This window comes from Lacibacter sp. H407, from assembly GCF_037892605.1.
Taxonomy (GTDB): Bacteria; Bacteroidota; Bacteroidia; order Chitinophagales; family Chitinophagaceae; genus Lacibacter.
Genome location: NZ_JBBKTU010000001.1, coordinates 4433792 through 4454298, shown reverse-complemented (window position 1 = coordinate 4454298; position 20507 = coordinate 4433792). Strand labels below are relative to the sequence as shown.

The 20507-nt window shown below is 40.6% G+C and carries 21 protein-coding genes; 13 read left to right on the top strand and 8 right to left on the bottom strand.

Annotation, left to right across the window (positions count from 1 at the left end; translation table 11 throughout):
• The first annotated feature begins 96 nt into the window (after positions 1-96).
• A complete protein-coding gene (locus WG989_RS19215; RefSeq protein ID WP_340431675.1) occupies positions 97-906 on the top strand; it encodes a M57 family metalloprotease in 810 nt (269 codons plus the stop codon).
• 162 nt (positions 907-1068) lie between these two features.
• The gene (locus tag WG989_RS19210) at positions 1069-1857 is read left to right on the top strand and encodes a M57 family metalloprotease (protein ID WP_340431674.1); all 789 of its coding nucleotides are present in this window, start codon (positions 1069-1071) and stop codon (positions 1855-1857) included.
• A 52-nt stretch (positions 1858-1909) separates the two neighbouring features.
• On the opposite strand, the gene pgi is transcribed toward WG989_RS19210, so the two are convergent.
• Positions 1910-3538, bottom strand: coding sequence for a glucose-6-phosphate isomerase (gene pgi / locus WG989_RS19205; protein ID WP_340431673.1), 1629 nt, complete (start codon positions 3536-3538; stop codon positions 1910-1912).
• 16 nt (positions 3539-3554) lie between these two features.
• Complete coding sequence (locus tag WG989_RS19200) at positions 3555-4490, bottom strand: bifunctional riboflavin kinase/FAD synthetase (protein ID WP_340431672.1); 936 nt, start codon at positions 4488-4490, stop codon at positions 3555-3557.
• Positions 4491-4561: 71 nt separating this feature from the next.
• Here WG989_RS19200 and WG989_RS19195 point away from each other — a divergent pair, with 71 nt between their 5' ends.
• Entirely contained in the window at positions 4562-5734 is a 1173-nt protein-coding gene (locus tag WG989_RS19195) for an AIR synthase related protein (protein WP_340431671.1), read from the top strand.
• A gap of 53 nt (positions 5735-5787) precedes the next feature.
• Here WG989_RS19195 and WG989_RS19190 read toward each other — a convergent pair whose 3' ends face one another.
• The 3 genes from WG989_RS19190 to WG989_RS19180 all read right to left on the bottom strand — a co-directional run bounded on the left by WG989_RS19190 (position 5788) and on the right by WG989_RS19180 (position 9464).
• Positions 5788-8610, bottom strand: a complete 2823-nt coding sequence (locus WG989_RS19190; protein ID WP_340431670.1) for an N-acetylmuramoyl-L-alanine amidase — start codon at positions 8608-8610, stop codon at positions 5788-5790.
• Between the two features lie 2 nt (positions 8611-8612).
• Positions 8613-8984 (bottom strand): BlaI/MecI/CopY family transcriptional regulator, encoded by a 372-nt coding sequence (locus WG989_RS19185; protein ID WP_340431669.1) that lies wholly within the window; start codon positions 8982-8984, stop codon positions 8613-8615.
• A gap of 78 nt (positions 8985-9062) precedes the next feature.
• Positions 9063-9464: a GldM family protein gene (locus tag WG989_RS19180; protein ID WP_340431668.1), complete on the bottom strand. Its 402-nt coding sequence runs from the start codon at positions 9462-9464 to the stop codon at positions 9063-9065.
• 60 nt (positions 9465-9524) lie between these two features.
• Between WG989_RS19180 and WG989_RS19175 the strand changes: the two genes are divergently transcribed.
• Complete coding sequence (locus WG989_RS19175; protein ID WP_340431667.1) at positions 9525-10211, top strand: cell division ATP-binding protein FtsE; 687 nt, start codon at positions 9525-9527, stop codon at positions 10209-10211.
• On the opposite strand, the gene WG989_RS19170 is transcribed toward WG989_RS19175, so the two are convergent.
• Genes WG989_RS19170 through WG989_RS19160 form a run of 3 tightly spaced genes read right to left on the bottom strand, consistent with a single transcriptional unit; the run spans position 10192 to position 13048 of the window.
• Entirely contained in the window at positions 10192-11310 is a 1119-nt protein-coding gene (locus tag WG989_RS19170; RefSeq protein WP_340431666.1) for a glycosyltransferase, read from the bottom strand. The two genes, WG989_RS19175 and WG989_RS19170, sit on opposite strands and share 20 nt — an antisense overlap.
• On the bottom strand, positions 11303-12415 hold the full coding sequence (locus tag WG989_RS19165; RefSeq protein ID WP_340431665.1) for a glycosyltransferase: 1113 nt from the start codon (positions 12413-12415) through the stop codon (positions 11303-11305). Before WG989_RS19165 ends, WG989_RS19170 begins: the two co-directional genes overlap by 8 nt.
• A gap of 45 nt (positions 12416-12460) precedes the next feature.
• Positions 12461-13048, bottom strand: a complete 588-nt coding sequence (locus tag WG989_RS19160; RefSeq protein ID WP_340431664.1) for a hypothetical protein — start codon at positions 13046-13048, stop codon at positions 12461-12463.
• Between the two features lie 83 nt (positions 13049-13131).
• On the opposite strand from WG989_RS19160, the gene WG989_RS19155 reads away from it, so the two are divergent.
• The 9 genes from WG989_RS19155 to WG989_RS19115 all read left to right on the top strand — a co-directional run bounded on the left by WG989_RS19155 (position 13132) and on the right by WG989_RS19115 (position 20503).
• Positions 13132-13596 (top strand): nuclear transport factor 2 family protein, encoded by a 465-nt coding sequence (locus tag WG989_RS19155; protein WP_340431663.1) that lies wholly within the window; start codon positions 13132-13134, stop codon positions 13594-13596.
• A gap of 91 nt (positions 13597-13687) precedes the next feature.
• Positions 13688-13960 (top strand): 30S ribosomal protein S15, encoded by a 273-nt coding sequence (gene rpsO / locus WG989_RS19150; RefSeq protein ID WP_340431662.1) that lies wholly within the window; start codon positions 13688-13690, stop codon positions 13958-13960.
• A 159-nt stretch (positions 13961-14119) separates the two neighbouring features.
• Positions 14120-16300, top strand: a complete 2181-nt coding sequence (gene pnp / locus WG989_RS19145) for a polyribonucleotide nucleotidyltransferase (RefSeq protein ID WP_340431661.1) — start codon at positions 14120-14122, stop codon at positions 16298-16300.
• 14 nt (positions 16301-16314) lie between these two features.
• A complete protein-coding gene (gene prmA / locus WG989_RS19140) occupies positions 16315-17181 on the top strand; it encodes a 50S ribosomal protein L11 methyltransferase (protein WP_340431660.1) in 867 nt (288 codons plus the stop codon).
• A gap of 1 nt (position 17182) precedes the next feature.
• On the top strand, positions 17183-17815 hold the full coding sequence (gene plsY / locus WG989_RS19135; protein ID WP_340431659.1) for a glycerol-3-phosphate 1-O-acyltransferase PlsY: 633 nt from the start codon (positions 17183-17185) through the stop codon (positions 17813-17815).
• A gap of 69 nt (positions 17816-17884) precedes the next feature.
• Positions 17885-18697 (top strand): M48 family metallopeptidase, encoded by an 813-nt coding sequence (locus tag WG989_RS19130; RefSeq protein WP_340431658.1) that lies wholly within the window; start codon positions 17885-17887, stop codon positions 18695-18697.
• 155 nt (positions 18698-18852) lie between these two features.
• Positions 18853-19299: a hypothetical protein gene (locus WG989_RS19125; protein ID WP_340431657.1), complete on the top strand. Its 447-nt coding sequence runs from the start codon at positions 18853-18855 to the stop codon at positions 19297-19299.
• Positions 19300-19353: 54 nt separating this feature from the next.
• Complete coding sequence (locus WG989_RS19120) at positions 19354-19875, top strand: class IV adenylate cyclase (RefSeq protein ID WP_340431656.1); 522 nt, start codon at positions 19354-19356, stop codon at positions 19873-19875.
• A gap of 13 nt (positions 19876-19888) precedes the next feature.
• Positions 19889-20503, top strand: coding sequence for a phosphatase PAP2 family protein (locus WG989_RS19115; RefSeq protein WP_340431655.1), 615 nt, complete (start codon positions 19889-19891; stop codon positions 20501-20503).
• The last annotated feature ends 4 nt before the right edge of the window (positions 20504-20507 follow it).

The window sequence follows — 20507 nt, the reverse complement described above, 5'->3', positions numbered from 1 at the left end:
TGTTTGCAACGCTGCTGCAATGATGAACTGTTTACAGGTTATAAAAATAAATAATTTAAAGTGTCAATCATTTTTCAACCTAAACACAATTTAAACATGAGAAAAATTGTTTTTGTTTTCACAGCGCTTGCATTTTCTGCATTATTTATTGTTGCATGTAAGAAAGCTGCAAAAGAAACGCTTGCATCTGAAGTGCCGCAGGATGTATTAAACCAGATCGCCGCACAAGGTTTTTCAACCGAAGGGGTTGTTCAAACGGAGGGAGGGTATATTGTTGAAGGAGATATTCTTCTTACCCCAGACAACCTGAAGCAAACGCCAACTTCGAATGAGTTGATCTATGCGAATGAAGAACATTATCGCACAACTTATCTTGTTACAGGTTTGCCAAGAACGATCACGGTAAAGCTGAATACCACACAAGCAAATTTTGTATCGGCAACAGATGAGGCCATTCGCCGTTACAATGCGTTAAACCTGCGTGTAAAGTTTCAACGTATTACCGGAACAGCAACTGCCAACATCAACATTGTTACCTATTACCAGGTAAGTAACACATTGGGGTCTGCCGGATTTCCAACCAGCAGCGGAAATCCTTACAGTCAGATTCAAATGAACCGGTATTGGTACACACCAAGTATTGCTGTAAATGCATTGGCTACAACTATTGCACATGAGATGGGGCATTGTATCGGTTTCCGTCATACAGATTATATGAACCGCTCTTACAGTTGCGGTGGTTCTGCAGTAAATGAAGGCTCGGCAGGTGTTGGTGCTGTTTATATTCCGGGTACTCCATCAGGACCAAGTGCCGGTTCATGGATGCTTGCCTGCGGAAGTACCTCTTCTTCATTCAACCGTCCGTTTACAAGTGCTGATCAAACGGCATTGAATTACGTTTATTAATTGTGATTTGTATTCAACACATAAAAGCATCCTGTGTACACAGGATGCTTTTATCATTTCGGAAAATATAGCTATACGTAGTTTTACGATGGCATGTATTCCTTGAAACTTCAATTATTTTGTTTAATTTGATAGCTCATTCTAAACCTAAACATTTCAAACATGAGAAAACTATTGTCAATTATTGGGGTTGCTGCATTCGCAGCACTTTTTATTGTGGCCTGTTCAAAAGCAGGTAAAGAAGATGTGCAAGCAGAAGTTTCGCAGGAAACGCTAAATCAAATTTCTGATCTCGGTTTTTCAACAGACAATGTGATCGCTGCTGATGGCGGTTTTGTAGTAGAGGGTGATATTTTTCTTTCACCTGCAGATTTAAAAACAAAGCAAACAGCCCATAAGCTTGTTGTAGCAAATGCAGAGCAGTACCGGACAACAAATCTTGTTAGCGGACCACGAAACATTACTGTAAGTGTTTCAGGTACTAATTTACCTTCTAATTTTTTAGCAGCAGTAGATGCGGCAATTGCCCGTTACAATGCCGAAAATCTCACTCTTACATTTTCCCGAGTAACAAGTGGCGGCAATATTAATATTAGGATTGTAAATACACGGCAATACATTGCCTCTGCTGGATTCCCAAGCGGTGGAAATCCTTATGGCACCATCAACTATGCAAAAACATATACTACTTATAGTCTTAATTTTATGACAACCGTTCTTGCACATGAAATCGGTCATTGCATTGGTTTCCGCCATACTGATTATATGGATCGTTCATATAGCTGCGGTGGTGGTACTGCAAATGAAGGCGCAAGTACTGTAGGTGCAATTCATATTCCTGGGACCCCTACTGTAGCTGACCCGGGTTCTTGGATGTTAGCTTGCTTAAGTGCATCTACAAATCGTCCGTTTAATAACAACGATAAAACAGCTTTAAGTTATCTCTATTAATTGAGTGACCTTATAAAAGCATAATTGTAAAGCCCCCAATCGGGGGCTTTACTTATTTGCGGAAGTTCTTATACAAATTGATAAGTGCGTTGGTGGATGCATCATGCGATGATACTGCATCATCTGTTATTAACTCAGGTAAAATTTTATTTGCCAGTTGTTTGCCCAGCTCAACACCCCATTGATCGAAGCTGTAAACATTCCAGATAACTCCTTGTACAAAGATCTTGTGTTCATATAGTGCTACTAATTCACCCAAGGTAAATGGTGTGATCTTTTTCAGAAGAATAGAGTTTGTTGGGCGGTTGCCTTCAAATACTTTATACGGAATCAATTCTTCTTTTACGCCTTCAGCAATTACTTCTTCTTTTGATTTGCCATTCATGAGTGCTTCTGTTTGTGCAAAGAAATTACTCATGAGTTTTGGATGATGATCGCTCAGCGGATTATGACTGATGGCCGGTGCAATAAAATCAGCAGGAATTAAATGTGTGCCCTGGTGAATCAATTGATAAAATGAATGCTGACCATTGGTACCCGGCTCACCCCAAATAATAGGGCCTGTGCTGTAATCTACTTTATTGCCACTGCGATCAACATACTTACCATTGCTTTCCATATTGCCTTGCTGGAAATAAGCAGCAAAGCGATGCAGGTACTGATCGTAGGGGAGAATTGCTTCACTCTTTGCATCAAAGAAGTTTACATACCAGGTGCCGAGCAATGCCATGATCACCGGGATATTTGTTGCAAATTTTTCTGTACGGAAATGTTCATCGGCCTGGTAAGCACCTTTCAGTAATTCCTCAAAATTGTTATAGCCAATCGTTAATACAATGGATAAACCAATTGCACTCCACAAACTGTAACGGCCACCAACCCAATCCCAGAATTCAAACATGTTGGCTTTATCAATGCCGAACTTCACCACATCTTTTTCGTTGGTTGATAAGGCAGCAAAATGTTTCGCTACATGTGCTTCATCTTTTGCATGTTCTAAAAACCAGTTTCTTGCACTGTGTGCATTGGTCATAGTTTCCTGCGTGGTAAATGTTTTTGATGCAATAAGGAATAATGTTTCATCGGGTGTAACCTTCTTCAAGGTTTCAGCAATATGTGTTCCATCAACATTGCTGACAAAATAAGTTTCAATACCATCCACCCAATATGGTTTTAATGCTTCTGTGATCATTACCGGGCCAAGATCACTGCCACCAATACCAATATTGACAATGTATTTTATTTTCTTACCCGTATAGCCTTTCCACTCGCCGCTGTGTATATTGGCACAAAAGTTTTTCATCTGTTCCAATACACGTTTAATGTCGGGCATTACATTCTTTCCATCAACCAACACTTCTTTGTCAGAAAAGTTGCGAAGTGCAGTATGCAGTACAGCTCTCTTTTCGGTATGATTGATCACATCTCCCCCAAACATTTTTTCAATGGCTTCTTTCACGTTGCATTCATCAGCAAGTTGCAACAGTAACTGCATCGTTTCTTCCGTGATGATATTCTTTGAATAATCAAACACCATGTCATTTTCACAAGTGCTGAACTTTTTAAAACGATTGGCATCTGCTTTAAACAGATCACGCATGTGCACTTGTTTCATTTGTGCAGCATGTGCAGTTAATTGTTTCCAGGCGTTGGTTGTAGTTGGGTTAATCGATGAGAGCATGTTGAATGGTTTAAGTTTAGGTATCAGCCAGTTTACTGATCGAAATTTCTTTGTCTTTATGTAATTGTTCAATGAGTTTATCCAGTCCGTCAAATTTCACTTCGTTCCGCAAGTGAAAACGAACATGCACTTTTAAATGACGATTGTAAATGTCTTTATCAAAATCAAATAAATGCACTTCAATACTTCTGCGTGTACCATCCACCGTTGGACGGTTGCCAATGTTCATCATTCCTTTCAGCATGCTTGTTTCACCTTCAATCTGCGCTTCTACGGCATACACGCCATTGGCCGGAACTAATTTATCAGGATCCTGTATCTGCAGGTTGGCAGTAGGGTAGCCAAGTTTGCGACCGAGTTTATTTCCTTCAATCACATTTCCTTTAAAGAAATAAGGATAGCCCAGTAATTGATTGGCCGTTTCAACATCGCCATTGGAAAGTGCGTTTCTGATTTTGGTGGAGCTGATGGCTACTTCATTGATCAACTGCTGCGGAATTTCTTTCACCACATAGTTATATTGCTCACCCATCTGTTCCAATAAACGATAATCACCTTCACGGTTGTTGCCAAACTTATGATCGTAACCAATAATGATACATGCTGGATGAAAACGATCGACCAAAAAACGCTTGATATATTCTTCTGCGGGTTGTTCTGAAAATTCTTTGTTGAAAGGAACCACAACAAGATTGTCCAAACCCTGTCGTTTCAATAGTTCGATCCGCTCATCTAATGTGGTGAGTTCAGCGATTTGTCTGTCGGGCTGAACGATCTTCCGGGGGTGTGGATAAAAACTGATCAGCACCGATTCTCCGCCCGTTTCTTCCGCTTCCATCAATAACTGGCGAATGATCTGCTGATGACCAAGATGCACACCATCGAAAGTGCCGATGGTAAGAACGGCCCTGTTAAAAACGGGCAACTGCTGCAGACTTCTGTAAACCTTCATAATTTGAAGTGGCAAAAGTAACACATTTGATGTGTGGAAGTGTTAGTTTTGCGGCTCTCAAACACAGCAGCATGTCTTTATATAACCAACGGGGTGTTTCGGCACAAAAGGAAGAAGTACACAAGGCAGTAGAACATCTCGACCAGGGATTATATCCCAATGCATTTTGCAAACTATATCCCGATTATTTGGGTGGCGATGCCGATTGGGTAAACGTAACGCACGCCGATGGTGCCGGCACAAAAAGTATTCTGGCGTATCTGTATTGGAAAGAAACCGGTAACGCATCTGTTTGGAAAGGCATTGCGCAGGATGCAATTGTGATGAATCTGGACGACCTGCTTTGCGTTGGTATCTACGATAACATTTTATTCTCCTCAACAGTTGATCGTAACAAAACATTGATTCCGGGGGAAGTACTGGAGCAGATCATCAATGGTTCTGCTGAATTGTTTGCACAGTTGAAAGAGTATGGTGTAAACATTCATTATCTCGGTGGCGAAACGGCTGATGTGGGTGATGTGGTGCGTACGATCGCTGTGAACGGAACCATGACAGCACGTTGGCCAAAAAACAAAGTGATCAGTAATGATAAGATCAAGGCTGGTGATGTGATTGTTGGCTTAGCAGGATTTGGACAGGCGAATTATGAAACATCGTACAACAGTGGTTTGGGAAGTAACGGTTTAACAAGTGCACGACATGATGTGTTGGAAAAATATTATGCGCATCATTTCCCTGAAACCTTTGAAGCAAAGCTGAAAGATGAAGTGGTGTATATCGGAAAACATCGGTTGGCTGATGAGGTGCAATTGCCTAACGGTGAAACTTCATTGATCGGTCGTCTGTTACTTTCTCCAACACGAACGTTTGCACCTGTACTTAAAGAAATACTGCAACATCATTTTGATGCAGTGAATGGCTTGATCCATTGCAGTGGTGGCGGACAAACCAAATGCCTGAAATATTTACCGGGCCCGATGAAGATCGTGAAGGACAATCTCTTCACGCCACCCATTATTTTTGATTTGATCAAAGATGCTTCCGGTGCAGATGCACGTGAAATGTACCAGGTGTTTAACATGGGTACTCGGCTGGAGATCTATACAAATGAAAAAGATGCTGATACATTGATCAACATCTCAAAATCATTTGCTGTAGATGCACAGGTGATTGGTAGGGTAGAAGCGAGTGAGAAGAAAGAGTTAGTGATTAAGTTGAAGGATGAAGAATTAGTGTTTTAAGAAATATCGAAAAGCGAGGCGCTGCCTCGCTTTTTATTTGATGTATTGATTTTTTAGGGTTTTCTTGGCTCAGGGATAGTTTCTGTTGCAGGGAATTGAAAACTTATTTTTTGAGTAGTCCAGCATTGAACTTGTTTACCATTTTGAATTGCAGGTAGCCATTTCGGTCCAGTAGTAATTGCTTTAACTGCTATTGAAGCCAGTTTAGTATTTGCCATTGTCTTAACTCTGATATTAGAAACAGTCCCATCTGTGTGAACAATAAATTCAACTTCGCAGGTTCCTTCTTTCCCATCAGCAACCAAACTTGTGATATTATCTGTTGTAATTTTTTCAATATATCGATTCCATTTATTTTGCCCGCCAGGGAACTGTGGCATTATTTCAGCTTTGGTAAAAATTCGAGAGCCTTCCCGATCTGTTATCTCATTTTCTGTCTTTTTTTCTACAATTGTATTAGACGGATCGGGAATCACTTTAAATCGAACCTCTTCGATCTTCTTTTGATCTGTTTTATAATAGTATCCGATCTTAATAACAACTTCACCCGTTTTTAAATTTTTGAGAATATACCTGTTTTCTTTCTTCTCAAGTATTCCTTGGGAAGCTTCGATTTCTAAATGAGTTTCAGGTACATCACTGATTGCGATCTTTAAAGGATTTTCAATTGTTGCATAAAGGATATTAATGTTTTCTGCCGCAATCGCTACAGTAGGTCTGATTTCTTTGGTTGTTACTTCAAAAACTCCATTACTGCCCTTTTCGCCAAATCGGTTTCTTCCTCCCAGACCGTCCATTGAACTTATCTGCCAGTTCTTATGTACCTTGTTCTCCTTGAGGAAAGTGATCATTTCTTCTTTTGTGATGACTTTCCCGTTTAGAATGTGAAGCCCGTGTTTTTCTGCAAATGATGTATAACTTTTTTCTTTTTGTTCGGATGTTTTGGTTGCGTCTTTCATCCTTTCCCTGCCGTACTTATCAAAAAAATGGATTGATCTTTTTATAACAGTTGCAACAGGAACTCCGTTCTCCATTGCAGATTGCCACTTCGGACTTTTTTTCAACAATTCAACACTGATCTTTGCCAGTTCACTTTCAGTATTGGTAATAACCTGTATGTCTGTGATGGATCCATCTTTTTGAACAGTGAACTGTAGCATGCAGCTGTTATTGATACTAGCAGGATCTTTCTCAAGCGTTGCAATATAGTTTTCTAAAAAAGCCTCTACATATTTATTCCATTCTTTTATGCCGCCTTTAAAATCAGCAGTCGCTTCGGTTTTAGCTAAAGACACTTCTGATTTTTTGTCCGGAATCGTATCAGCGTTATTTAGTTCTTTTGCGGCTTGCTGCAGTGGTCTCTGATTATTATTCCTTGCATAATTTACAATCCCTTTCAATACCGCTTCCGCAATCTTTTCCTGGTTCTTCTCATTGGTAAGAAACGCAAGGTCTTTTGAATTGGAAACGAAGCCACATTCAAGAAACACAGCAGGGCAGGGGGCTGCTTCAATTACCCAGATTCCAACGTTTCGTTGTTTAATACCGGGTTCCCGAATAGGCATAAAATTTTTTACTTCATGAATAATAGCAGAGCCCAACTCTTTACTTTGTGGCAGATTTTCATTTCCATCTTTTGTAACATATAATTCAAATCCGTTCGCAGGATTCTCGACATCTTTTCCATCCTTTTTAAGTGCTGGCACAAACGATGCATGAATAGATATAAGAAGGTCGGCATTATTCTCTTCAGCGATCTTCACTCTTCTTTTACTATCAATAAAGTTTTCGTCTTTTCTTGTAAAAATTAATTTCAGGTTATTATCTGTATTCAGTTGTTCGATCTTTTTTGTAATGGCCAATGCAATTTCATCTTCTGAAATTTTATTTAATCCAATGGCGCCATGTGGATTGCCTTTGACAAATCCATGTCCTGCATCTATCACAACCGTCAATGATCTTTCTAATCGTGGAATACCTGAAGCTGCATCTTTCTCTTTAATTTTTAAAGCGAATGCAGTAAATAAAACGGTTAGCAACGGCAGTAGCAATAAGCGGCTGATGTAGCCCACTTTCGGGTTTTGAAGTTTGGAAAGCATAAGGAGTCTTCGTTTAATAGGTGAATAAAAAAATGGATTGGTGAGCGACAGGGTATGTCCGGGAAATGCAGCAGTAAGGATCATGGCAGCAAGTGCAGAAGCATCACTGTCTTTTACTGATTTGCGATCCGCAATAAATTCATGGATCATGGTTAACTCTTTCCGGATGATCCAGAAGAAGGGATTGATCCAGAACACGATCAATACAAGCTGCAGAAATAATTTATCGACACTATGTTTTTCTTTTACATGAATCAGTTCGTGTTTGAAGATTTGTTGCCCCTGTGCTGATTCAAAATCAATTTCCCTGTTCCAGAAAATATAATGGAGAAATGAGAACGGTGTGCCCTTTGCATCGGTATCAACAAACGTGAGGTCTTTCATTTTCCAATGCTCATAAGCGGTGATCAGTTTTTTGATACGTAACAGCGTTAATAACAGCGCAGCAAAAAGTACAAGTGAAACAATGGAATATGAAAGAATGCTTATCTGTTCTTTGGTAAATGTTGCAGGTGCTGTAACTGTTTGTTCAGGAAACCAAACATCGTTGGTAGTAACAGTTTGCAGAATGGTATAAGCAGGTAAATTATCCGGTTGTGGCTCCGTTGTAAAACTGATCTTGACAAATGGTAACAGCAGCGATGTAACAGCAGCCGCCAATAAATAAAACCGGTTCCAGCTGTGAAATAATTTATTGCGGAGTGCAAGCCAGTAATAGCCGGTAAGCACACCGGAACAGATCATTACTTTCAACAGGTATTCAGCAAAGGCAGTCATGGTTATTTCTTTTTCAGTGTTTGCAATAGAAGCTCCAGTTCTTCAATGCTCAGGTTGTTTTCTTTTACCATAAATGAAACAGCATCGGAAAACGATCCTTCAAAATATCCTTTCACCAGGTTTTTCATACTGGCTTTCGAATAAATGTCTTTCGATACTGCGGGGTAATATTGATGCATGCGGCCAATTACATCGGCCTTTACATATTTTTTGTCGATCAGGATTTTAAGAATCGTTGCCACCGTGTTTTGATGTGGCTTTGGAACCGGCATGGCATCCACGATCTCCCGCAGAAAAGCTTTGTTGAGTTTCCAGATGATCTGCATCACCTGCTCTTCAGCTTTTGTAAGCGGTTTTAGTTTTTCCGTATTCATAAACCGAATGTATAACTAAAAAATTAGTTTAACAACTAAAAATTTAGTTAAAGAGTTTTTTACCGAAAATCGAAACGTTTACTGAAGAATAAAATGGAGTGATGGGACCTTTTTGATAACGCCGCCCGACATAACTTTTATATCGTCGATGGTAACGGTGGTGCCGGGAACACATTTTGCAAGTAAGCGGACAACATCTTTCGTAAAAAGATTGCCTTTGATATTTTCTAACATACCCGGTGCGGTTTCAAAACCTGTGCCTTGAAAATAAATTGTGTAGGATGTAACTGAAGCAGAAGTATCAGCAGCTTTCACATCTATCTTTTTCGCTACCTTAAAAGTTGTTGCCTGAATTGTACCTCCAAATGATCCTGCAACCATTGCTGTTGGATCAACAATTGTTTTGGAAATAACAGTATCTGATTGAGCAAACGAATGATAAAACGTAAATACAAAAAGTAGCGTTAATATGTTTTTCATGTTATGTAAGGTGGTTTGAGTTGGTACTAATTTACATACTTTTGCCAAAAGCCAAACAGAATGCCTCCAATCGTAGAAATAAAGAACGTTAATATTTATCAGAGTGGAAATTTGATCCTTAATGATGTGAATCTAACCGTGAACCAAGGCGAGTTTGTTTACCTCGTTGGTAAAACAGGAACAGGCAAATCATCGTTGTTGAAAACATTGTATGGCGAATTGCCTTTGACCGAAGGTGAAACTACGGTTGCAGGGTTTAATCTGCGACAAATGGATTGGAAGAAAGTTCCGTTTTTGCGCCGCAGTCTTGGTGTTGTGTTTCAGGATTTTCAATTGCTGACCGATCGGAATGTACACGAGAATTTAAAATTTGTTTTGAAAGCAACGGGTTGGAAAGATGAAAACCTGATGGAAGAAAAGATCAACGATGTGTTGGATAAAGTGGGTTTGAAATCGAAAGGATTTAAAATGACTTTTGAAATGAGTGGTGGCGAACAGCAACGTGTAGATATTGCACGTGCACTACTCAACTCTCCGAAATTAATATTGGCCGATGAACCGACGGGTAACCTCGATCCCGAAACAAGCGATGAGATCATGAACCTGCTCATTCAGGTGGCCAAAGACTATAATACAGCTGTGATCATGGCAACCCATGATTTTATGGTGATCAAAAAATTCCCTGCACGCATGGTAAAAACCGAAGGCGGTAAAGTATGGGATAATGCTACTGTAGAGCATGCATAAGCTGCTCTGCATTTTTTTTGTTGTTGAAATGCTGCTGTAACAAACCTTCCCGTAATTCAACATCATCATCCGTAAATGCTTTGTGAAATAAACGGAATGCATGGTATTTCAACTCTGTTGGATTATTCGCCAGCTGGCATGCTTTTTCCAATCCTGTTCCGTGCAACATGGCATCATTCGCCAAAATATGTCGGCCTTTAAATAAGGCATTCAATAATTTTAATTTAATACCTGAATTTGTGAACGAGGGCAGAATATGCAACTGGGCTTTATGCATCAGATCGTTCAACTCAGCTTCGGTGGGGTTTGCAACAATACAGGTATGCGCCCGTTTATGCGCCAGTTCAATAAGTTTGGCTGATGGATTTTTGCCTGCTACCACAAACGGTATTTCAAGATCACGAAAAATTTTCTCCAGCAGCCAGGTAGCTGTCTTTTCATTTTCAACCACAGACAAATTTCCATGATACAATGCAAAGGTTCCTGTTCCAGTTTTACAGGTCACCATATTGTTGGGAATAAATGCCGGAAGATAGGAGATTCGGTTTGCTTTAAATTGTTTTTTATAGGTGATGCAATCATCTTGCGACAGTGCAAAGATGGAATGATCTTTCAACGTTGCTTCATATCGTTTGAGCAACCTGCTCTCATGATGCATATACGCTTTCCTTACCACCGATATTTCCCATTGTCCTAACTGCTTGTAATATTCAAATTCGGTATTGTGTAAACGGATGGCAACATTTTTTTTCTTCACAGCACCATTTGTAAGTCCATAGGTGGTATGTACGCCTTCAAACAAAACAGGATGTTCATCCGCATTTAACCGTTCCCATAGTTGTGCATCATTGCGTGATGCTACAATGTAGGGTAGTTGCAATGAAAAGCCTTTGTGCCCTTCCTGTCGTTTATAGTAATGGACTGATGCACAATATTTTTCCAGTTCGGGCTGTATGCCTCTTCCATATTCAAAACAGTGCAAATGCACAGCTACACCAATGGTATGCAATGCTTTGATCTTGTAAAACACATCAATGATACCGCCGTAATCGGCAGGGAAGGGAACATCAAATGAAACGATATGGATCTGTTTACTCAAGGATATGTTTGTAAAATGAAATAAGTATTTTTTCTTCTTGCTGCCAGTTCAATTGTTCAGCAGCTATCCGGCAGTTGAATTTCAAACGTTCATATAGAACAGCATCAGTGAGCAAAAGGTTTAAACCTGCTGCAATTGCTTCCTCACTTGTATCCGGGATCAGTAACGCAATTTCAAATTGATCATTGATGGAACGGTAGGCGGGGTAGTCAACACATAACTGGGGAATGCCTGCCTGTATATAATCAAAGAACCGGTTGGCCAGTGAAAGGTAATTACTTCGTCCGTTGTTTTCAAACAATGTAATACCTGCATAAGCTTGCGAGGTAATTTCTTTCAATTCAAGTGGTGTTCGTTTCCCTTTCAATAAAATATTTTCCTGCAGTTGATATTGCCGGATCAGTTGTTCTGTTTGCTGCAGAAAATTTCCATCGCCATAAATATGTAAAGGAACTGATACATGCTTCATAGCAGGGATCAATGTTTCAAAACTTCGTCCTTCGTTAACTGCACCTTGATAGAGTAAGAAGGTTGAAGGTTGTTTCCTGTTTTCCTTGTTCCTTGTGTCTTGAGCCTTTTCGCCATGCTTTGTCGGAACATTCCTCACCACCTCATACTTCACACCATACATCTTCTCAAATTCATCTGCAATGGGTTTGCAAACGGTATAACCATCGTTGAATTGTGGTACAGCATAACGCTCGATCCTTTTCCAGACTTTGTAACGGGATGGGCGTGTTACAATTTCTTTCATCTCACAAAACAATTCATGTGCATCATACACCCGTTTTGTGTTTTTTAGTTTCGATGCAAAGAGGCAGGGGAGAATGGTATCCAGATCGATAGCACAAATACAATCTGTTTTTTGAAACAATAACCAGATAAATAACCGCAGATTATATTCAGCATAAAACAAAAAACCTTTGCTGAAAAAACAATACAATCGCTTTTGTGAAAATGGTTTGCTGTCTAGCGGTGAAGATTGTTTGAGCTTTCGGCCAACCAACGTTACTGCATAACCTTGCTGCGCCAATGAACTGCAGATGCGGATCATCCGTTGATCGTATGTAAGGTCATTGGTTACTGTACAGATGATGCTTGCCAAGCGGTATTTGGTTTCGTGCAAATTATGAAATAGAATGTTTAATCTTTATTTAGATTTCTTTCCAAGCCATAATCCAAGTGAAATATCGCCGATAAATGTAAATTCATTGTCTGCGAAAGGCGTGTAAAGGCTGGGACCAATACTGCAATCAATACTGAATCGATTTTTATAATTGCGTTGTATGCCCCATACAATTCCAAGATTGGGCATATGTGATGCTCGTTTGATAGAATAATTTCTCGGGCCTCCGAAGGATTCACTAAATGAATCACCATATCTATACGTGATACCTGAATAAGCATATTTGGCTAAAAAAGAAATATAGTTAGCAGAATTACGTGAACTGTTTTTTTCTTTCTGTTCACGCAAAGCGAAATTATAATAGTAACGAATTTGGCCGGATGCTAAAGCCGCAGGCGAAAATGAAGTACCTAGTGATGATGAATATGAAAAAGACCCGCCGGCAATGAATGCTGCCTTGCCTTTTACAGTTAGTTTGTTTCCGACTGCCAGTTCGTACGAAATACCGGGAGATAGAATTGTTGCCGTGAGAACGTTTTCTGTGTACTTTTTTTCCTGCGCCTTTGCCTGGAACAGAATGAGGAATGATAAAATGGTGATGATGGGTTTCATACTTAAGTATTTCATCGAAAATAGAAAATGCTGTTGGTTTTTATTTCTTTTCAGCATTCAATATGTTATCTTAACTGTTCATTATGAAAGAACTCATCAATACCTTTTATGCTGCTTTTAGCAGGGGCGATTGGCAAACCATGGAAGCCTGTTACCATCCCGAAGCCGAATTTACCGATGAGGTATTTGTTGGCTTGAAGGGAACCGAAGTGCCGGCTATGTGGAAGATGTTGATTGAACGGAGCAAAGGGGAACTGGAAATTACCTACAGTCATGTGCAGGCTAATGAGCAAACAGGCAGTGCCGATTGGGTGGCGGTTTATATTTTTTCAGCTACAGGCCGCAGGGTCATCAACCGGATCCATGCTGAGTTTGAATTTAAAGACGGGAAAATCTTCCGCCATACTGATTCGTTTGATCTCCATCGCTGGGCAGGGCAAGCCATGGGCTGGAAGGGCAAATTACTGGGCGGCACCTATTTTTTCCGGAAAAAACTACAAAAAACAGCCCGTGAAGGCCTCAATCGCTCTATTTCGAAGAATTTTTAGCCCGCCTTTTTCTTGCATTTAAAGAGTTTTCCCCTACCTTTGCCGCCAATTTATAGATGAAAAATTTGGATGTCAATTAAAAAAATCTGAGATGTCAGCAATTACAAAAGAAAAAAAAGCAAGCATTTTCGCAACTTACGGTGGTAACGAGAAAAACACCGGTTCAACAGAAGGACAGATCGCTCTTCTTACTGAGCGTATCAATCACATCGCAGTACATCAGAAAATCAACAAAAAAGATTTTTCTACCAATCGTGGTCTGATGCAACTGGTAGGTCAACGTAAAAGTTTACTCAGCTACCTGAGCAAAACTGATTTGCTTGCTTACCGTGCGTTACTTGAGAAATTAGGTCTCCGTAAATAACAACGGATATGTAAATAATTCATTATTCCCAACACAGTTAATGCGGTTGGGAATTTTGTTTTTGTTACAGGTTTCTCCCTTCAATTCATTATTCACTGAATTGCCTGTACGGCTTTCTTCCCGCCTGCCTGCTTGTCAATTCAAAAACAACATTTTAGTATGTTATCACAACCTATCAGTAAATCATTCGATTTGGGTGATGGCCGTATTGTTACCATTGAAACCGGTAAACTGGCCCGCCAGGCCGATGGTGCTGTAACCGTTCGCCAGGGCAATTGTATTTTGCTCGCAACCGTTGTTGCCAATAAGGAACCAAGAGAAGGACAGGATTTTTTCCCGTTGTCTGTTGACTACCAGGAAAAATTTGCTTCTGCAGGTCGTATTCCCGGTTCATTTTTTAAGCGTGAAGCAAGATTGAACGATTATGAAATTCTCACCAGTCGTTTAATTGACCGTGCATTACGTCCGTTGTTCCCTGAAGATTATTTGTGCGATGTGCAGGTCTTGATCAGTCTCGTTTCCTCTGATGCAGAGGTTATGCCCGATGCATTGGCTTGTTTGGCTGCATCGGCTGCTTTAGCTGTTTCAGATATTCCGATCAAAGAAATTATTTCGGAAGTACGTATTGCAACAGTTGACGGAGAAATGGTGATCAACCCAACCCGTTCACAATTGGCAAGAGCCACTTCTGAATTCCTTATCGCAGCTACTGAAAAGAATCTGATGATGGTGGAAGGTGAAGCAAAAGAGTGCAGTGAAGAAGATCTGGTAAAGGCTTTGGAAATGGCACATGATGCCATTCGTCTTCAAATTAAAGCACAAGCTGAATTAAGAGACCTGAAAGCAGTTGCCGGTAAGCGTGATTATAGGAAGCCGGAATCAAATGAAGAGATCAACCAAAAGGTGATCGCTTTTGCAAAAGATAAAGTGTATGCTATTTCAAGAGCTGGCAGTGCAAAGAACGAACGCAGTGAAGCTTACAGCAAACTGAAAGAAGAGTTGATTGCAAGCCTCGGAGAAGAAGCAACCGATGCGGATAAAAAGTTTGCAAAGAAATACTACGAAGATCTGAAATGGGAAGTAGTGCGTAATATGATCCTTGAAGATCGTGTTCGTTTGGATGGACGCAAATTAGATGAGGTACGTCCGCTTGCAATGGAAATTGAGCCATTGCCAACTCCACACGGTTCAGCTTTGTTTACTCGTGGCGAAACACAATCTTTAACAACTGTAACCTTAGGTACAAAACTCGATGAGTTGTTGGTAGAAAGTGCTGCAAACAGTAACTATTCAAAATTCTTCCTCCATTATAATTTTCCTCCTTTCTCTACAGGTGAAGTGAAAATGATGCGTGGCGTTGGCCGTCGTGAAGTTGGGCATGGTAACCTTGCACAACGTTCATTGAAACAAATGATGCCGGGCAGCGAATATCCATACACGGTTCGTGTAGTGAGTGATATCCTTGAATCAAACGGGTCATCTTCAATGGCAACAGTTTGCGCCGGTTCATTGGCGTTGATGGATGCAGGTGTGCCGATGCAAAAACACGTAAGTGGTGTTGCAATGGGATTGATCACTCGTGGCGATGGTAAGTATGCGATCTTAACTGATATTCTTGGTGATGAAGATCATTTGGGAGATATGGACTTTAAAGTAACCGGTACACGTGAAGGTATTTGCGGTGTGCAGATGGATATTAAAGTAGATGGTTTGAGCATGGATGTAATGCGTGAAGCATTGAACCAGGCAAAAGCAGGTCGCTTACATATTCTTGATGCCATGTACGAGTGTATGCCGGAAGCTCGTCCTGAGGTGAAACCACATGCACCACGTATGGAAAAACTGATCATCGATAAAGAATTTATTGGTGCAGTGATCGGACCAGGTGGTAAAGTGATCCAGGAAATTCAACGTGAAACAGGTACTACAATTACCATTGAAGAAGTAGGTAACTATGGTGAAGTAAGCATCTTCTCACAAGAGAAAACTGGATTGGATAAAGCGGTTGCTTGGGTAAAAGGTATCGTGATGGTTCCTGAAGTAGGTGGCGTATATGAAGCTACTGTAAAAGGAATTAAAGAGTTTGGTGCATTCGTAGAATTCCTGCCAAAGAAAGAAGGTTTATTACACATCAGTGAAATAAGCTGGAAGCGTTTGGATAGCATGGAAGGTGTACTGAACGTAGGCGACGTAGTAAAAGTGAAATTGATTGGTTTAGATCCACGTACCGGTAAGTTTAAACTGAGCCGCAAAGCGTTGATGCCAAAACCAGATGCAGCCCCACGTCCGCAGGTACAGCCCCGCAACGAAGAAGGAAACAATGGTGAAGAGCGTCTTTAATTTCATTTAAATAAATGACCTTTACGGTCCCGCCAAAAGCGGGACCTTTTTTATTACATATGGACAACTATATTAAGATAAGCATCACCGTTACTGAAGAACAGGAGCAGGAATTATTGCTTGCTTTGCTGAGCGAAGAAGGTTATGATGGTTTTGAAGAAACGGAAGATCAACTCAACGCCTACATCAGTGAACAGGAATTTAACGAAGCCCAACTAACAGAGTTGTTGCAACCTTTTTCTAAAACATATCAAAAGGAACTCATTGCTCCCCGCAACTGGAACCAGGAGTGGGAGCAAAATTATGAGCCGGTGATCGTGAATGATTTTGTGGCTGTACGTGCGCATTTTCATCAACCCATTACAACTGTGCAGCATGAAATTGTCATCACACCAAAAATGAGTTTTGGTACGGGGCATCATGCCACTACCTGGCAAATGATGAAACAAATGCAGCAGATCGATTTCAACAACAAAACAGTGTTTGATTTTGGCTGTGGTACAGGTGTGCTGGCCATCCTTGCAGAAAAGCTTGGTGCAACTGACATAATAGCTATTGATAACGATGAAATATGTGTTGAAAATTCATTGGAGAATGTAACGAACAATCATTGCAAAAACATTCGTGTGGAAAAAGCAACCGCACCACCGGAAGAAAAAAAGTTTGATATCATACTGGCGAACATCAATCGTCATATTCTGCTCGCAACAATGGGAACAATGGCAACTGCATTAAACAGCAATGGTTATTTGCTCATCAGTGGATTCTATGCAACCGAAGATCAATTGCTCATTGATGCTGCAAACACTCAGCAATTGCAATTGCAACAATCATCGGAACGGAATCAATGGAGTTGTTTATTGTTCAGCAAACAAGCATAAGATGAACCTTGCATTGTTGATCATAGCTGCTTATCTCATCGGTTCCATTCCAACTGCTTACTGGATCGGCAAACTCTTTTTCAATATTGATATCCGTGAACATGGCAGTAAAAATATGGGTGCCTCCAATACGTTTCGGGTATTAGGTGCTGTATGGGGAATTATTGTACTGTTGATCGATATGGGAAAAGGAATCGCTGCTGTGCAACTTGCAGCTGCTGTTCAATCGTCTTCATGGTTAGGAACGGAACTTACATTCTGGAAATTGATATTCGGATTAACAGCAGTTGCCGGACACATCTTTCCAATATTTGCAGGTTTCAGAGGAGGGAAAGGCGTGGCTACTTTATTTGGAGTGGTTATCGCTATTCAACCGTGGACAGCACTGATTAGTGTAGGCGCTTTTTTGATCGTGGTATTTTTAACGAAATATATTTCGTTAGGGTCCATCATTGCAGTAGTAGTATTTGCTGCATGTGTTTGGTTTGCGGTTGTTGAAAGTAATATTTACATGCGTTGGTTTTCGGTAATTGCAGCAACATTGGTGACCGGGATGCATTGGTCCAACATTCTCAGGTTGTTTTCGGGGAAAGAACATAAGTTTAACGGATTCAGAAAGAAAAAGAAACCTTAACATTCTGTACGATATTCTTATTTTAAACTTGGTACACAAATTGAAATCTATAAAACAAATCAACGAACGATGAAAAAAATACTCAGCTCATTTGTTGTAGTTGCCTTCCTCATGGCAGGTTGTGCAAAAAACCAGGTAACAGGCCGTAGTCAACTTCGGTTATTACCCGAAAAAGAATTGCAGTCGATGGCAACACAGCAATACCAACAATTTCTGTCGCAGAATAAAATAGTGCCGGTAAACGTAAACAAAGATGCCGAAATGGTAAGGCGTGTGGGCACTCGTATTGCGTCTGCCATTACCCAATATTTACAGAAGGAAGGGAAAGGCGATCTGCTGGAAGGTTACAAATGGGAATTTAACCTGATCGATAATAAAGAAGTGAATGCCTGGTGTATGCCGGGTGGTAAAGTGGTTGTGTACACAGGCTTATTACCTGTTACACAAAACGAAGCAGCGCTTGCGGTGGTTGTGGGGCATGAAATTGCCCATGCCATTGCCCTGCATGGTAACGAGCGTATGAGCCAGGGTTTGGCGCAACAATTAGGGGGGGTGGCGTTATCTGTTGCAGTTGCCAATAAATCAGCAGAAACACAAAATCTGTTTATGACGGCTTACGGCATTGGCTCAACAGTAGGAGGAACCTTACCGTTTTCTCGTAAACAGGAGCTTGAAGCCGATCAGTTCGGGCTTCGATTTGCAGCTATGGCCGGTTACAACCCGCAGGAAGCAATTCCTTTCTGGCAACGGATGGCACAGGCCAGCGGTGGTCAAAAACCGCCGGAATTGTTGAGCACTCACCCTTCCGATGCTACACGTATTCAAAAAATGCAGACTTACGTAAAAGAAGCGATGCCTTACTACAAACCGTTAGGTAAATAATTATAAACCAGTTGTTTACATATTAAATCCCTTCCTTCCGGAGGGATTTTTTTTGTACATACCGGGTAAAAAAGATGCCCTGTGTATGCACATTTACGGGTAAAATGGACTACTTTTGCAGTCCAACTCTAGTTCTCATCAAAATTTACATTGGCATGTCTATTTCTCTCTTGGAAAAACTCCAATTGAACGAAGAAAAGAACTTACTCATTCAGGGATTACCCTCTTCAATCGAAAAACAATTTGTGAAGCTGTCGTTTGCAAAAAACGTCACTCCGTTGTTACGTAGTAAGAAGATTGACTTCGCCCTGATTTTTGCGGTAAATCAGAATCAATTGAACGGGATCTTAAAGGAAGTGTTACCTGCTTTGGCTCCAAATGCCAAGTTCTGGGTAGCATATCCGAAAACGGCTTCTAAAATTGTGAGTGATTTAAACCGTGATGGAAGCTGGCAGTTCGTTTGCCAGTGCGGATTTGAAACTTCAGAAGAAGTGGTGTTGGATCATGTTTGGACAGCTATGCGTTTTGAACACGCCATGGCATTAGCTCCAAAACCAACAAGAACAAACAGAACTTCAAGGTTAACACCGGCTGAAGCTTAATCCGTTCACCAACTAATTACACTAGCCGTCTGCAAAGGCGGCTTTTTAGTTTACATGAGCCACCAGAATGTTGAAATAAAAGCACGCTGTGCAGATGCGTCCTTCATCCGCAACTATCTTCTTCAAAAAGATGCATTCTTCAAAGGAGTAGATGAACAAACGGATACGTACTTCCACACAAATAACGGTCGGTTGAAATTGCGGCAGGGTGCCATTGAAAATTCACTCATATTTTATAAACGAGCCGACAGTGCCGGTCCAAAGCTGAGTGAAGTGCATTTGCTGCAGGTAGAAAAAAACAGTGAACAGTTAAAAGAACTGCTGATGCACGCCAATGGTGTGAAAGTGGTAGTGAAAAAGAAACGGGAAATTTATTTCATTGAAAATGTAAAGTTTCACATTGATGAAGTGGAAGGACTTGGCAGTTTTGTAGAAATAGAAGCGATTGATAAAGATGGTACACTCGGTTTTGAAAAGATTACCGAACAATGCGACTATTACCTGAAGCAATTTAACATACAGGCGGCTGATCTTTTAACGCATTCTTACAGCGACCTGTTACTGAAAGCAACGTAGTTTTGTAAAGGAAATGAATTGGAAGTATAACCATCCTACACGTAATCTGTTTACCTATGCAACGATTCTTTTTTTGTTGCTGGGAGCGGCTGCCCTGTTTTACTGGAACAAAGAGCAGGTGTTTTTATGGCTTAATCACCAACATACTTATACCGCAGATGTGATCCTGAAATACTTCACCTATATCGGTGATGGAATTTTTATGATCGGGCTGGGTTTAGTGTTGTTGCTCTTCCGCTTCCGCAAGCTCGGTGTGTTAATGTTACTTTCATTTTTACTAAGTGGTTTGCTTGCACAATCGATCAAGCGAATTGAAGCACGACCAAGGCCGGGATTGCATTTTCAAAATCCCGATATCATTCACAGAGTTGATGATGTATTGTTGAAAGGGAAGAACAGTTTTCCAAGTGGACATACAACCACTGCTTTTGCCACATTCAGCTTACTTGCTTTCGCAACACGAAATAAATTTGTACAGTTTTTATACTTCGCCATTGCAGTAACCATTGGTTATTCCCGTATTTATTTAGGACAGCATTTTGCAGAAGATGTATTGATGGGAGCGGCAGTAGGATTTCTCAGTTCCTTTTTCCTGAGTTGGTTGCTGCGAAAAAAAGATTGGGATTAATCTG